Annotated in this window: 11 protein-coding genes; 1 reads left to right on the forward strand and 10 read right to left on the reverse strand. The window is 58.2% G+C overall.

Annotated features, from left to right (window positions below; translation table 11 throughout):
* Window positions 1–19 precede the first annotated feature (19 nt).
* The 9 genes from KI810_RS14270 to lysS all read right to left on the reverse strand — a co-directional run bounded on the left by KI810_RS14270 (window position 20) and on the right by lysS (window position 9,960).
* The gene (locus KI810_RS14270; protein WP_246525687.1) at window positions 20–949 is read right to left on the reverse strand and encodes a Gfo/Idh/MocA family protein; all 930 of its coding nucleotides are present in this window, start codon (window positions 947–949) and stop codon (window positions 20–22) included.
* Entirely contained in the window at window positions 949–1,725 is a 777-nt protein-coding gene (gene lpxA / locus KI810_RS14275; protein ID WP_214176235.1) for an acyl-ACP--UDP-N-acetylglucosamine O-acyltransferase, read from the reverse strand. Before lpxA ends, KI810_RS14270 begins: the two co-directional genes overlap by 1 nt.
* 77 nt (window positions 1,726–1,802) lie before the next feature.
* Entirely contained in the window at window positions 1,803–2,237 is a 435-nt protein-coding gene (fabZ, locus tag KI810_RS14280; protein ID WP_214176236.1) for a 3-hydroxyacyl-ACP dehydratase FabZ, read from the reverse strand.
* A 65-nt stretch (window positions 2,238–2,302) separates the two neighbouring features.
* Window positions 2,303–3,352, reverse strand: coding sequence for a UDP-3-O-(3-hydroxymyristoyl)glucosamine N-acyltransferase (gene lpxD / locus KI810_RS14285; RefSeq protein ID WP_214176237.1), 1,050 nt, complete (start codon window positions 3,350–3,352; stop codon window positions 2,303–2,305).
* A gap of 71 nt (window positions 3,353–3,423) precedes the next feature.
* On the reverse strand, window positions 3,424–3,942 hold the full coding sequence (locus KI810_RS14290) for an OmpH/Skp family outer membrane protein (protein ID WP_214176238.1): 519 nt from the start codon (window positions 3,940–3,942) through the stop codon (window positions 3,424–3,426).
* A gap of 24 nt (window positions 3,943–3,966) precedes the next feature.
* On the reverse strand, window positions 3,967–6,249 hold the full coding sequence (gene bamA / locus KI810_RS14295; protein ID WP_214176239.1) for an outer membrane protein assembly factor BamA: 2,283 nt from the start codon (window positions 6,247–6,249) through the stop codon (window positions 3,967–3,969).
* A 46-nt stretch (window positions 6,250–6,295) separates the two neighbouring features.
* Entirely contained in the window at window positions 6,296–6,967 is a 672-nt protein-coding gene (locus tag KI810_RS14300; protein ID WP_214176240.1) for an ABC transporter ATP-binding protein, read from the reverse strand.
* A gap of 164 nt (window positions 6,968–7,131) precedes the next feature.
* Window positions 7,132–8,406: a lipoprotein-releasing ABC transporter permease subunit gene (locus KI810_RS14305; protein ID WP_214176241.1), complete on the reverse strand. Its 1,275-nt coding sequence runs from the start codon at window positions 8,404–8,406 to the stop codon at window positions 7,132–7,134.
* A gap of 78 nt (window positions 8,407–8,484) precedes the next feature.
* Window positions 8,485–9,960, reverse strand: coding sequence for a lysine--tRNA ligase (gene lysS, locus KI810_RS14310; RefSeq protein WP_214176242.1), 1,476 nt, complete (start codon window positions 9,958–9,960; stop codon window positions 8,485–8,487).
* Between the two features lie 796 nt (window positions 9,961–10,756).
* Between lysS and wrbA the strand changes: the two genes are divergently transcribed.
* Window positions 10,757–11,374, forward strand: a complete 618-nt coding sequence (gene wrbA / locus KI810_RS14315) for an NAD(P)H:quinone oxidoreductase (RefSeq protein WP_214176243.1) — start codon at window positions 10,757–10,759, stop codon at window positions 11,372–11,374.
* A gap of 81 nt (window positions 11,375–11,455) precedes the next feature.
* On the opposite strand, the gene KI810_RS14320 is transcribed toward wrbA, so the two are convergent.
* On the reverse strand, window positions 11,456–15,487 hold the full coding sequence (locus KI810_RS14320) for an RCC1 domain-containing protein (protein ID WP_214176244.1): 4,032 nt from the start codon (window positions 15,485–15,487) through the stop codon (window positions 11,456–11,458).
* Between the last annotated feature and the right edge of the window lie 96 nt (window positions 15,488–15,583).

Genomic DNA, 15,583 nt, shown 5'->3' on the forward strand with positions numbered 1-15,583 from the left:
CACCTCGTCTCTCTACGTTTCACAGTTTTTTGCTGATCATCAGCGCCGTTTCCAGGGCACGCATACCGTCCTCGCCGCTCACGACGGGGGGATTGCCCGTGGCTATGGCATCGAGGAATGCCGCAATCTCGCTCTTGAGCGCATCCCCCTGTTCGAAATTCTCTTCATGGATCTGGATGGCGGGGATGCCGGGCATCATCTCCCCCTCCCCTTTCCGGAACACCGACAGTTTCTTGCTCTGGAAATCGACGGTTATGTAGGCATCGGGCTGGAATATCCGCATCCGCCGCTCGCTCTTGAGGCTTATCCGGCTCGCCGTGACATTGGCCACGCAGCCGTTTTCGAACTGGATGCGGGCGTTGGCGATATCCTCCTCGTCGGTGAAGACGGGTGCACCGACGGAGTTGACCTGTTTCACCCGGGAATTGACGATGTGCTGGATGATGTCGATGTCATGTATCATCAGGTCGAGCACCACGTTGACGTCGGTCCCCCGCGGCTTGAAGGGGGCGATCCGGACCGATTCGATGAAACCGGGATTGGTCAGATGCTTGCTGAGGGCGACCACCACCGGGTTGAACCGCTCCAGGTGTCCCACCTGGAAAACCAACCGACGCTCGGCGGCAATCCGGATCAGTTCCGCTGCCTCCTCCAGGGTCGTGGTAATCGGCTTTTCAAGCAGGACGTGGGCACCGCTCTCCAGGAAGGTCTTTGCCACTTCGAAGTGATACTGGGTCGGCACCACCACGCTGACGGCATCCACTTTCCCTGCCAGTTCGCGGTAATCGGTAAAGGCCGGGCACCCCACCTTGGCAGCCACCTCTTCGGCCCGCTTTCTGTCCGTATCCACCACCCCGACAAGTTCGGCCTCGGGGAGCGCCGCAAATTTCTCCGCGTGGAACTGCCCCAGGTACCCGACTCCAATGACAGCTGCTCTGAGCTTTTTCATCAGCGGCAAATTCCCCTTTGCGATTGTTCGATAAAGGACACAAGATGCTTCACTTCCTCGGTCTGGGGCAACTCCTGCCGGATCCGGTCAAGGGCGTCCGCCAGCCGCAGCTTGGAGAGCGCGAGGATGCGATAGGCCTTTTTCAGGGTGGCGATGTTCTCTTCGCTGAAGCCGCGCCGCGTCAGGCCTACCTGGTTGAGGCCGCGCAGCCTCACGTCTTTCCGGTCCCCGGTGACAATGGTGTAGGGGGGGATGTCCTGGCTGACCATGGTTCCCCCGCCGATCATGGCGTGGGCACCGATCCGGACGAACTGGTGGATCGCGCACAACCCGCCGAGAATGGCGAAATCGTCGACCCGCACGTGCCCCGCCAGGGTGGCGCCGTTGGCCATCACCACACCGTTGCCGATGTGGCAGTCATGGGCCACGTGGGAATAGGCCATGAAAAGGTTGCCGTTACCCACCGTGGTTTCATTGTCTCCTGTCACGGTGCCCGGATGGAGGGTGGCAAACTCCCGGATGATGTTGCGGTCCCCGATTTTCAGCCAGGTTTCCTCCCCCTTGTACTTGAGATCCTGGGGTATCCCCCCCACCGAGGCGAGATGGAATATCTGGTTGTCCTGGCCGATCTCCGTCCAGCCGTCGATTACCGCATTGGGCCCGACCCGCGTGCCCCGCCCGATCCTGACATGGGGTCCGATAAAGACGCCGGGGCCTATCTCCACATCGTTGTCGAGCTCAGCACCCTGCTGGATTACAGCTGATGGATGAATCATGCAATCTCCCCATATGCACGGAAGCGCGAAAAAAGACGGAACGCCACCGTGCACCTTCCGCCCGTGCGCCTTCCGCTCTATTTATCGGCGAACGTCGCCTTCAGTTCAGCCTCGGTAACCAGCTTGCCATCCACATAGACCTTGCCGGAAAAACACCAGATGCCGCGGCGGCAGGCGGTCATTACCATCTCGATGCGCAACTGGTCACCCGGGACCACCGGCCGGCGGAACTTGACATTGTCGATAGCGGCAAAATAGGTGATTTTTTTGCGGATATCGTCATCGGAAGCCAGGTAGGCAAGAATACCTCCCACCTGGGCCATGGCCTCGACGATGAGAACCCCCGGCATGACGGGATGGCCGGGAAAATGCCCCTGGAAGAACGGCTCATTGACAGTGACGTTCTTGATCCCGACAATCTTCTTCCCCTCTTCCACCTCCACGATCCGGTCGACCAGCAGGAACGGGTAACGGTGGGGAAGGATCTTCATGATTTCATTCACATCGAGCATGGCGGACTCCGTAACATGGATTTTTTCGTTAAGCTTTACTGGTTGCCAGAGGAAGGGGTTCCCCCTTACACAGGTTCCGGGTCCCGAGCCCCGAGTCTGGCCTCCAGTTCTTCGACCTTCTTTTCCAGGAGGCTTACGGTTTTTCGCAGTTCGGGGAGCCGGCCCAAAACCCCCATGGCCCGGAGCCATTCCTTGTGGGGGATAGCCGGCATGCCGCTGTACATGCCGTTTGGCGGCAGGTTACCCGGGACTCCCGACTTGGCGCCGATCATGACATTGTCGCCGATTGTCAGGTGACCGGCCACACCGACCTGGCCGGCAAGCGTGACGTGGGTGCCGATCCTGGTGCTCCCCGATATCCCGACCTGGGATACGATCATGCAATTTTCGCCAATGACGCAGTTGTGGCCGATCTGCACCAGGTTATCGATCTTGGTGCCGCGGCCGATACGGGTCACGTCGAGAGCGGCCCGATCGATGGTCGTATTGGCACCGACCTCCACATCATCCTCCACGACCACGATGCCTATCTGGGGAATCTTGTAATAGCCGGCACCGTCGGGGGCATACCCGAAACCGTCGGAACCGATGACCGCCCCGTCGTGGACGATCACCCGGTTGCCGATGCGGCAGCGCTCCCGGATGCTGACGTTGGCATGGAGGGTAACGTCATCCCCCAATGTCACCCCCGGATACAGAGCCACGCCGGGATAGAGAGTGACCCTGTTCCCGAGCCGGACGCCATCCGCAACCCAGACCCCCGGATAGATGGTCACGTCGCTCCCCATGGAGACATCCCTGCCGATACTGGCCCCTTCCATGACCCCCAGGAACTGGGGGGGGTGGACATGAAAGAGGGTCAACAACTTGGCAAACGCGAGGTAGGGGTTGGCGACCTCGATGACGTTTCTGCCATGGCCATCGGCGCCGGGAGGGAGGATGACGGCGGTGGCCTTGGTGGTTGCGACTTTCGACGCATACCGGGGGTTGGCAAGAAACGTGATCTGCCCCTCACCGGCGTCGTCCAGACCGGCCAACCCTTGCACCAGCGCCGAGTCGTCGCCGATCACCCTGCCGCCAAGGTAGACGGCCAACTCTTTTAGGGATTTTCCCATACGATTATCCTTCCACAGAGACGTCGCGGGCAACTCCTTGGCACCGCAACGCCGCTCCAGACATTTCTGCCCTATTTCTTTTTCGTCTCGTTGAAAAGCTTCAGGATCTCATCGGTCAGATCAGACTTGTCGTCGGTGTAGATCATGCTGTCGTTCTTGACGAAAATGAACGAGTAGCCGTTCTTCCGGCCGTACTCCTGGATCACCTTGACGATGTCCTCGACGATTTTATTGGTGAATTCGTCATTCTTCGCCTGCAGGTCGTCCTGGGCGTCCTTGAGGAACCGCTGGTACTCCTTGAGTTTCTGCTGATAATCCTTCTCCTTGGTATTCCGCGCGCTCTCGGAAAGGAGAACGCTCTGCTTTTCGAGGTCGGCTTTGAGTTTCTTCAGCTCTTCTTCCTTGGCGTTCTTTTCGTTCTCGTATTTGCCGGCCTTGAGGGCAAGCTGCTCCTTTGCCTCCTTGCCGGCATTGGACAGAACCAGGACCTTCTGTACATCCACCGACGCGAGTTTCATGTCGGCTGCACCGGCGACAGCTGCCATTGCCACTGTCAGGGCGAAAATAACGGTAATGATGATCGTGCGCATGTACATCTCCTTTTTCAGATAATGTTAGAAGAAACTTCCAATGGAAAATTCCAGTCTGCCGCTGGCTTTATCGACACCCGTGCGGGGATTGATGGGTATGCCGTATTCCAGGCGAAGCGGGCCAAGCGGGGAAAACCAGCGGACGCCAAGACCATAACTGGTCTGGAACCGGCTGAACAGCTTGTCGATCCCGTCATAGGCATAGCCGGCGTCAAAAAACAGCACCCCCTTCAGCCCCGCATCCTTGAGCAGGGGGAAACTGTAGTCGACGTTGAAGAAGGTTTCCGTATCGCCCCCCACATAGGTTATGACGGGCGTAATGGAACTGATGCCGTTTATGTCGGTATTCACGACGTTGTTGGCAACATAGGGGCTCACCGTCCGGCCGTTATAGCCGCGTATGGTGTTTATCCCCCCAAGGTAGAACAGTTCGTCGATGGAAATGGTCTTTCCCCCCACCGCCTGGATGTGGCCGACGGTTCCCCGCAGGGAAAGAACCGTCCCCCACTTGGCAGGGATGAAAAGCGAGTTCTCTGTCACGTAGCGGGCATAACGGTTGGTCCCCCCCAGACCGGCAAATTCGGCGGAGAGGGTATTGACCATGCCGCTGGAAGGGTCAAGACGGTAGTCGGTGGTGTTGCGGGTGATGCTGGCCGTGACGGAACTCGTGGTGGAGGTCGTCTCGGGAGCGGTGGTCAACCCCCGGGCGATACTGTCCTTCAGGGCCATGGACTGGTCGTAGACTTTCTTGTCCTCATACTTGTAGATCATGAATGTGCTGACGTTATCCGTCAGGGGATACCCCCCCTTGAGGTCAAAACCGGTCACCCTCCGGCTGAAGTCGACGTAGTCCCTCTCGGAGCGGTAGACGTCCCCGCCGAAGGTCCATTTGCTGTCCAGGAAGTAGGGATCGGTGATCCCCACGTTGTAGGTCTGGGATTTACCGCCGATTGACGCCGACAGGTTGGCTTTGAGACCGAGACCGAGGAAGTTCGCCTGCTGCACCGAGCCCTGGCCGATGAAACCGTCCAGGGAGCTGTAGCCGGCGCCGACGCTGAAGGTACCGGTCGCCTTCTCCTTAACGTCCACGTTCATGGTCAGCTTGTTGTCCCCACTCCCCTTCGCGGTGGAGATGGTGGCCTCCTCGAAGTAGCCGAGGTTCATCAGGTTGGCCTTGCTCCGTTTGATGCCGGTGCTGCTGTAGAGAGCACCCTCCGTGACCCTCAGCTCCCGGCGCACGACCTTGTCACGGGTCTTGGTGTTCCCGCTGACATTGATGCGGTCGATATAGACCTGCTCACCCTTTTCCATGTCAAAGACGAGATCAATCGTCTTCGACTCCGGGTTCAGCCGGGTCTGGGGGGTGACATTGGCAAAGGCATAGCCCTTGTCGGCGTAGACATCGGTCAGGGCAAAGACATCATTGCGCAGCAGAGCCCGGCTGAACACATCCCCCGTCTTCAGCTTCATTTTTGCGGCCAGTTCCGTCTCTTTCTCCAGGAGATCACCCTTGAAGCCAATGGTCCCCGTTTTGAACTGTTCGCCCTCGGTGATACCGATGGTCACCACGAGGGCGCTCTTGTCGGGAAGGAGTTCCACCTTCGGCTCCCCGACCTTGACATTGATGTACCCGTTATTGAAATAGAGGTCGGCGATGAGGTTGACGTCGTTCTTGAGCACGTCCTCCTTGTAGGTGCCGGCGCCGGTGAGCCAGGAGAGCATCCATTTTTCACCGGTTTCCATGACCTTTTTCAGTTGCCGGGGGGAAAAGGCGCGGTTCCCCTCGAATGCGATATTCTTGATGAGGACCTTTTTCCCTTCCGTGATCTTGAACACGACCCGGACATCGGTTTCGCCCCGTTTGTCCGTCTGCGTCTCCACCTCCGCCAGATAATACCCCTCGTCGGCATAGAGCTTCCTGATCTTCTTCACGCTTCCTGCCACATCCTTGGGGGAATAGACGGTGTTCGGCTTCACCTCGAGAACGTCCCGGACCTTCTCTACGGTCAGTTCCTTGGTTCCCTCGATCTTCACATCCCGAACGATCCCCTTCTCCACGATTCGGTAGACGAGAACCACTCCCTTGTCAGCCGGAACGGTTTCTGCCGTGATGTTCTGAAACTGCCCGAGCTTGTAGATGGCGCGGATATCCGCATCCACCTTGTCGGCATAGAGGAGGTCCCCCGCCTTCAGCCTGATGGCGTTGAGAATGGCGGCCGCTTCAATGCGCCGGTTCCCCTTGACCTGGATCTCGGTGATCTTTTCCCCCTCGGCCCGCGTGAAGCCGGCAGGCAGGACGACCATCATCAGAACAACTGCTGTGTAACAGGCTAGACGGCGCAATCGGCCTCCCCTACTCTATTCGTCCGTCCACCATGCGGATGGTTTTTCCCATCCGGGCAGCCAGGTTTTCGTTATGGGTCACGATGATGAGAGTGATCCCCGTGCGGGCATGGAGTTCCATGAGCAATTCGTGGACCCCCTCGCTGGTCTTCATATCCAGATTGCCGGTCGGTTCGTCGGCCAGGAGAAGCGGCGGTGCAAGCACCAGGGCGCGGGCTATGGCCACCCGCTGCTGTTCGCCTCCGGACAGTTCTCCCGGCTTGTGGGTCAGGCGATGGGCGAGCCCCACATCGGTCAGCAGGTTCATGGCGATTCCCGCAGCCTCCTCCCGCTTCATCCTCCCCATGAGAAGAGGCATCATCACGTTCTCCAGGGCGGTAAACTCGCGCAGCAGGTGGTGAAACTGGAAAACGAAGCCGAGGGAGCGGTTGCGGAACGTGGCAAGGGAGCTGTCCCCCCGGCTGAAGACGTTCTCGCCATTGAACAGGACCTCGCCCGACGTCGGCCGGTCAAGGGTCCCCATCACCTGGAGCAGGGTGCTCTTCCCCGCCCCGGAGGCTCCGACCAGGGCGATGGTCTCCCCCGCCGCAACTTCCAGGTCGATCCCCTTCAGCACCTCAACAGCCGTCACGCCGCTGCCGAAGGACTTGTACAACCCCTTCACCTGCAGAAGACTAGGCATGGAAGCACCCCGTAACGACGCGATTCAACGAATCGGCTCTCCCAAGCGAACGTGGATTTTTCGCAAGGTCAAGGCGCTCAAGGAATTGCGCGGAGGCGTACTCGCGGTACGCCGCACAAGCAAGACCGCAGAGCAACGCAGAGATTGCGGAAAAGCCGCGTTCGCTACTCATAGCGGAGCGCCTCTGCCGGTGCCATCCTCGCCGCCTGCCACGACGGATAGAGGGTCGCCAGGAATGATATCGCAACCGCCGTCACCGATATGAGGAGGACGTCGGATGGTACAACCTGGGACGGAAAGTGATCCAGGTAGTAAATATCCTTGCTGAACAGCTCGAAGCCGGTCAGGCGCTGAATGACATCGACGATCGGCTGGAGGTTGAGGGCAACCACAAGCCCTCCGAGCACGCCAATGGCCGTACCGAATACCCCGATCACCAGCCCTTCGAAGATGAATATCCTCATGATGCTCCGACCGGTCGCCCCCATGGATTTGAGAATCGCGATATCCCTGGTCTTTTCCATCACGATCATGAACAGGGTGGAGGCGATGCCGAAGGCCGCCACCAGGACGATGAGGGTCAGGATGATGAACATGACCATCTTTTCGGTCTTGAGGGCGAAGAGGATATTCTTGTTCATCTGCATCCAGTCCCGCGCATAGAAGGGAAAGCCCAGCTCCCGGTTGATGGTGCGGGACAGATCACCGGTCTTGTAGACATCGGCCACCTTCAGCTGAATGCCGGTCACCGCCTCCCCAAGGCCGAGGAAGTCCTGGGCCTCGGCCAGAGAGACATAGGCCAGGGTGGTGTCGTATTCGTACATGCCGGTGTTGAATATCCCCACCACCCGGAACGGCTTGAGCTTCGGGACCATGCCGAGGGGGGTAATATTGCCGAGAGGGGAAATGACGTTGATCTTGTCTCCCAGGTAGAGATTGAGGTTTCGCGCCAGTTCCTTGCCGAGGACGATCCCCGGCAGGGGGGGCTCGCTTTTGGCGTAGGGGAGGGAAACGGGACTATCCAGATTGGCCAGTTTCCCTTCCACCACCGCCTTGTGCAGGTTGGTCACCTGCGCGTCGGTCCGGGTGTCGATGCCGCGCAGCACCACGCCGGAGACGTTCTTTCCGGTGGAGAGCATGACCTGGTTGTAGATGAAGGGGGTCGCCGCCACCACGCCGGGGAACTTCTTGAGCCGCTCCATGACGGAAGGGTATTCATCGATCCCGCCGCCGGTCTTCAACACCACGATATGGGCGTTGGTACCGAGGATCTTCTCCTTCAGGTCCTCTTCGAAGCCGGTCATGACCGCAAGGACAATGATCAGCGCCATCACCCCGAGGGCCACCCCCGCCGTCGAGATGACGGTAATAATCGATATGAAGGCTGCCTTGCGCTTGGCCTTCAGGTAGCGCAGGCCGATAAAAAGTTCGTAGGGCATAGAAACCGGGATCCGGGACCGGGGCTCGGGGATCGGGGTTGGTTTACTGGTCCCCGGTCCCCGTTTACTGGTCCCTAATTATTTTTCCTTCTTGAGTTGGGGGAAGAGGATGACGTCCCGGATGGAGGGCGAATCGGTCAGGAGCATCACCAGCCGGTCGATGCCAATCCCCTCGCCGGCGGTGGGGGGAAGGCCGTATTCGAGTGCCCGGATGTAATCTTCGTCCATGTAGTGGGCTTCTTCGTCCCCCTTGTCCTTGGCCGCCACCTGGGCAAGAAATCTCTCCTTCTGGTCGATGGGGTCGTTCAGCTCGGAAAAGGCGTTGGCCATCTCCCGGCCGGCGCAGAAGAACTCGAACCGATCGACGATATCCGGGTCCTGGTCGTTCTTGCGCGACAGGGGGGAGACCTCGGTCGGATAGGCGGTGATGAAAGTCGGCTGGATCAGCTTGGTCTCCGCCACCTCCTCGAAAATTTCGGTGATGAGCTTGCCGTAGCCGATGTCCTGGGGGAGGTCGAGGCCGATCTGGCGCGCATAGGCGTAGGCAAGATCGCGGTCTTCCAGGGATTTGGCGTCGATGTCGCCATACTCCAGGATCGCCTCCTTGACCGTCAGCCGCTTCCAGGGGCGCTTGAAGCTGATGTCGAGCCCCTGGTAGGTGAAGTCGAGGGTGCCGAGAAGTTCCTGGGCCACATGGCAGAGGAGTTCCTCGGTCAGATCCATCAGGTCCTCGAAGGTGGCATAGGCCTGGTAGAACTCCATCATGGTGAATTCCGGGTTGTGGCGGACGGATATCCCCTCGTTGCGGAAATTGCGGTTGATCTCGAACACCCGTTCGAAGCCCCCCACCACCAGACGCTTGAGGTAGAGTTCGGGGGCGATGCGGAGAAACAGCTCCATGTCGAGGGCGTTATGATGGGTGACGAAGGGACGGGCGGTGGCGCCGCCGGGAATCTGCTGCATCATCGGCGTCTCGACTTCGAGAAAATCCCGGCCGGTCATGAACGCGCGGATCAGGTTGATGACCCGCGAGCGCTTGATGAATACCTCCCGCACCTCCGGATTGACGATAAGGTCAACATAACGCTGCCGGTAGCGGGTTTCCACGTCGGTAAGGCCGTGAAACTTCTCCGGCAGGGGAAGGAGCGACTTGGTCAGGAGGCGCATTTCGCTTGCGTGGAGGGAGAGTTCGCCGGTCTTGGTGCGAAACGGTTTACCCATCGCACCGACGATATCGCCGATATCAAAGGTTTCGAACCGCTCGAAGGCCTCGTCTCCAACAGAGTCCTTCTTCACGTAGAGCTGCATCCGCCCTTTCCTGTCCTGAAGCTGAACGAAAGCCGCCTTGCCGAAGGAACGGCGGGCGATAATCCGTCCGGCCACCGTGAAGGTCGCGGGGTTATCTTCAATGTCGGTCACGTGGCCATAGGCATCCGCCAGGTCCCGCGAGGTATGTGAAGGTTTGAAATCATTGGGGAACGGGTTGATCCCCGCCTCCCACATGGCATCCAGTTTGCGTCTCCGCTGCAACAGCAGTTCACTGAGCTCTTCCATCGAACGTTTCTACCCCTTGTCTCGGTGCTTTTCCGGCCCGTTTAACAAACTGGCAAATTAGCGTAAACAGGGACGTTAAGTCAAGCAAAAAGGGGGAGGAACTGGTTGTTACCGCCGTGATAAATATCGGAAAATCACTCATAAAAACGCGGTACACGATGTCGTTACCATCACCAGCAACGTGGAAATGACCAGGGAGTACCAGGGGGGGAACGACAAGAGCCCCGGAGGAATCCGGGGCTCGTTACGAGCTTGGCGCTGACCTGGGGCTCTTTATGCCAATCCGTCGGTGGCTGTCCGGCCCCACCGTAAACGCCCCACCGGGCCGCATGCAGCAGATTGCCGGCTTTCCCCCTTTTTCAAGCGGTTGTACGCGCCTGGCGGATGTCACACTACGCAATCCGCGTTGTCCCGTGCAGCGCCAATTCCAACCGAACATGCTCCGGGATGCCGTACGATCCTTGAACTCCTGACCTGTGTGCAGTGTTGGCCGGGAAGGCGCTCAGGCTTCCTTCTCCGCAGAGGGCTTGCTCACCACGCCCGGACCCGGCACCCCTTGACCTGATGTATCGACAGCGGCTCAACCGATGGGTACCTGCACCCCAGAGCACTTGCCAAAGAACATCTTCCTGCACTTTCAGTATACTGCCACCGCCAAAATTAAACAATACTTACCTTTCACCTACACACAAACCAGCTATCTGCTTCGCGTCTTGACGAAGCCGCGGCCGGCGGTATCATCATACAAGAACTCAACCGACCAACTGGTCACACCCCCACAACAAAGGAGAACTCCATGGCACCAAAGATTCAGGTTATATTCTACAGCATGTACGGTCACATCTACCAGATGGCGGAAGCGATAGCGGCCGGGGCACGGGAAGTCTCCGGTGACGACGTGAGCATCTATCAGGTGGCGGAACTGGTTCCCGACGAGGCATTGGAAAAGAGCGGCGCCAAGGCAGCCCGGGCAGCCTTCGCCCATATTCCGGTAGCTGTCCCGGCCCAGATGGCAGAGGCGGACGCCATACTATTCGGCACGCCGACCCGCTTCGGCAACATGACCGCCCAGATGCGCAACTTCCTCGACCAGACGGGAGGGCTCTGGGCGAAGGGAGCGCTGGCCGGCAAGGTGGGAAGCGTCTTCACCAGCACCGGCACCCAGCACGGTGGCCAGGAAACCACCATCACCAGCTTCCACTCCACCCTCCTCCACCACGGCATGATCATCGTCGGGGTACCCTACACCGAGCAGCGGCTCACCGTCATGACCGAGATCACCGGCGGCACCCCTTACGGCGCATCCACTCTGGCGGCCGCCGACGGCTCCCGCCAGCCATCCGAGAACGAGCTTGCCATCGCCCGCTTCCAGGGACGCCACGTGGCGGAGATCGCGAAGAAACTGGTGGGATGAATCAGTCCGTAGTTGATAACAGAAAAGGCGGCACCGTTTGGTGCCGCCTTTTCTGCAGTAAGGACTCAATTTCCTTCTCGATCAGGGGATATAGGTTACCGTAAGCTCGCCAAGCAGGGGTGCCGAATATTTATTGGCGGTCTGTAGCGTCAGTTCCACCTCCAGCCATTGTGAAGCTGTTGTGGTGATGCCGGCACGTGAAGTGAGATAATAATCGGACCACGGGGCGCTGTCCAGACCTGCTTCGGTATCCGCCCCCCTTGTTCTGAACTTGATCGTTGTATCAGGGGGAGTCACTGAATCGTCCCAGTAAATCCCGCCCCAGGTGACGTTTGATCCTGCATTCACCTTGAGCCTGGTGACCGTTCCGAGGGCCTGGTACGAGTAATTGTATGAAAGCGGAAGCTGGATGCCGGAGATCGCAGAATTTGGGACTGGGGCACTGTTTGCCCCGTTTACACCACCGACGATCTCACCCCACTGGTTATATCCCCAGGCAGACAGAGCTCCATCAGCCTTTAAGGATTGGAAAATCGCCTCTCCTGCACTCACCGCAATTACCCCAGAATTTGCCCCCAGGCCTGACACCGGCACAGGGGTTGTCCTTTTGGTTGTCGTAGTGTCCCCCAGTTGCCCCGAACTATTATCCCCCCAGGCCAAAACAGAGCCATCGTCTTTTAACAGCAAAGAACTGTGCCTTGCCGCAGCTACAGCGCTCGCTCCGGAGCCAGGAGCCACTACCTGGACAGGAGAATTTTTGTCACTACCTGGACCATCAGTACCATCACCAAGCTGGCCATACCAGTTGTAACCCCAAGCCCACACAGAGCCGTCTGCCTTTACAGCCAGGCTATGGGAAAACCCGCAGGCAAGAGCGATCACATCTGACCCCGGGCCCATGGTTGAAACCTGCACCGGAGAAGATTTAGGCATGTTGGAGCCATCCCCCAACTCACCGTAGCCATTGTAGCCCCAGGCCCAGACAGAACCATCGGTTTTTACTGCAAAGGAATGTTGTCCGCCGGCGACTATGGCAACAGCCCCCGTCAGTCCTGACACTTGCACAGGCACGGATCTTTGGGTGCCTGTGCCATCTCCGAGCTGATAATAGGCATTATCCCCCCAAGCCCAGACAGTGCCGTCCGATTTCAAGGCCAGAAAGTAATATTTCCCTGCCGCTATTGCAATAACACCCGAACCGGCACCCAACCCCGTTACTGCCACTGGAGTTGGCTTGTCCACTTTGGTACCATCTCCAAGCTGGCCGGAATTATTATGTCCCCAGGCAACGACAGAGCCATCGGACTTTAATGCCAATGAACTGTCATATGTCGCCACTACCGCTATCACACCCGACCCGGCACCCAGACCCGAAACCTGCACTGGTGTCGTTTTATAATTGCCAAAACCGCTTGTACCATCACCAAGCTGGCCATACCAGTTGTGTCCCCAAGCCCAGACAGACCCATCCGGTTTCACCGCCAGTGCATGACTATTTCCGGCGGCAACTGTCGGGTTTCTCCATGTATGTGAAGTCTGAGACAGCGTAATGCCGGCATCGTCTGCCTGGTTGGTGCCTGATACAAAGACCTCGCTCCTGGTGGTTGGCGTACCTGTTGTCGAGGCATTGTTTTCAAAATCCCCCTTGGTCGTCCAGGTGGCTCTGGAGACCGGAACATTCAATGTTGTGAACGAGCGTGCAGGCGTGGTGTAGGGGGTTTCATTGAGCGCATTGTCCCTGGCCTTGACACGCCAGTAATAGGTTGTTCCGGCTTCGAGAAGAGGCACGTAACTCGTACCTGTCTGCCAGCCGCTGCTCTCTAGCCCCGTGGTGAATCCAATATCTTTGGCTATCTGGAAGAGATACTGCACCGACCCGCTGACAGAGTCCGTGGCAACGGTCGAACTGAGCACTGTGGTGACCGCCAGATCGGCTGCCGCATCCGCCGGAGACGCACATGCCAGTCCTGTGGGAGGTGTGGCGTCATAACGATAGCCAAGCATTTTTTGCCACGAAGAAGAAGATGGCACATCATCCTTGTTGTAAGACCAGAGATGCAGATACCAGTTTCCTTCGGAGGCCGGTGTTATTGTCAGTTGACCGCTCCTCCACTCCATGTTCCCCCCATACGCAGGGAAAGGTTCCTGGCCCCAGCGGTAGCGGTAATACTCCACCGTGCCCGTGCCAAAGCCGATATTGTTGGTAAAGGTTATCGGCGCATTCCCCCATGTGTTTGCTGGCTTGTCAGAGGTGACGTCCGGAGGGAGAGCCAGGGTGGATCTGCTGAGAGACTGACTTGGCCCGCTCTCTCCATCTGCGTTATAGGCATGCACGTGCCGTGTGTACTGTGTATTCGCTGTAAGCCCATATTCATCGAAGTAGGAAGGCGCGGTTGCGGGGTCGACTTTTACCACGTGGTCCGGATCATGCAGTCTGAACCCGGTTTCATTGTTGGAATTGTCGACAAAGAACCACCGCATTCTGTTGTAATAGGTGGATGAAGCACTCTCCAATGTGGGGGGGGACACGGCGGTGTTTGTCGCGGTAAAGGTCCATGACGGCGAAACAAGTTCATGTCCGACCTGATCCTTTACCCTGAAACTCCAGGTTATGACCTCGCCATTGCCGTAGGGAGCATCCGGTTTTACTGTTACAACATAGCTTGCATCAGAACCTGTCCTGGTGACGATGGTTGTATCCGCTGCGGTGTAGCTCTTCGCATACCCCATGTTGCCGCTGATCTGAAGAGTTATCGTAGCCCAGTCGATACCGGAGACCGCATCGGAAATGGTGAAGACCAGAGGATTGTTGATCGCGGCGGTCCCTCCGTCTGCAGGAATCGGAGCAGACACCGTCGGCGCGGTACTATCATATTTATTAAACTTGCTCCAGAGACTATAATTGCCACTGACGTTGTCTCCGTTATACGACTTGAGATACAGATACCACATGCCATCAGCCGTGGCTGTGGTGGTCAGGGTGCCGCTGTCCCAGATAGTTTCGTTGTCGGTGAACGTGTAAGAGGGGTTCTGCGTCCAGACGTAACGATAATACTCCACACCCCCTGGTCCGAAGCCGGCAGCATTGGTAAAGGTGAAATCCGGTGTACTGTGCAAGTAAGTGTCGGATGTCACATTCGGGAATTTCGGCCAGGTATAGATGCTGACATCCCCACTGGGCAAACTGTCCCCCAGGGCGTTATAGGCGTGGAGATGACGTGTGTACCTGGTGTTTGCGACCAATCCGCTTTCATCCACGTAGGTGCTCTTGGCGTTTGCGTTGCTCGCTTTGAGGGTATTGCCGCTGTCATGCAGACGGTACCCGTCATTGTCATTGGCCGTATCAGTATAGTTCCACCGTACAGACGTATCGGAAAGCGAGACAGGTTGCCCAAGCGCCGGAGGAACAGGTGGCGCGGGCGGGTTGACAGCCCATGGGGTGAGCTCGTTCCATTGCTGATCACTGCTGTTCCCTTCGTGACAGGAGACGCCATAACCCTGGAACCCCGGCTTGTCCCCCCCCCAGCTGCCAGGGAAGTGGCCGGAACCTGACCCTCCGAATGCATACGTACCCGCACGACTCAAACACCAGCGCGTGGCGTTGTCGACGGTGCCGAATTCTGCAGCAGCACCGCTGCATGGACCACTATACGTTTTCCAGCCATTGTCCGAGAGGACCGGCGTAGAGTTGTTCCCGGTACGCCCCTTGTGCTTGCTGTCGAGGCAGTTGGTCACCATCAGCCTCGGTAGGGACGAACTGTCATGGGGAGAGTGGCACTTGGAGCAGGAATAGTTGTGCTGTATCGTCCCGTTGGCGGTCTTCCAACCCTTGACCGATTCGTGTATCCGGTCCTTGCTCTTCCAGGTGTGGGTCACGCCATCGGTCAGGCTCTCCTTCGAGTGACAGCTGATACACAACCCTTCTGACTGATTTTCCAGCTGGCTGATACCCGTTACCCCATCCCTGATGTCTGCTCCAAAAGTATTCTGATCGATGTTGTACGGCACCCCTTCACGACCTATATCCATGCGGTTGGTAAGGTTGGTATTGTTCGCGGGGGCCGTATCCTCCCTGTAGGGAGAGGTGAGCCAGGTACCTTTCAGGAGCGGCACTGCGTACTGCTGGTTGGCCCCCAGGGTCGGACTCACCCCGTGGGGGTCGTGACAGGGGGTGCAGAGCCCGTCGATGGACCCTGTCGGGGTGCTGGA

It is taken from the genome of Geomobilimonas luticola, from assembly GCF_018476905.1.
Taxonomy (GTDB): Bacteria; Desulfobacterota; Desulfuromonadia; order Geobacterales; family Geobacteraceae; genus Geomobilimonas; species Geomobilimonas luticola.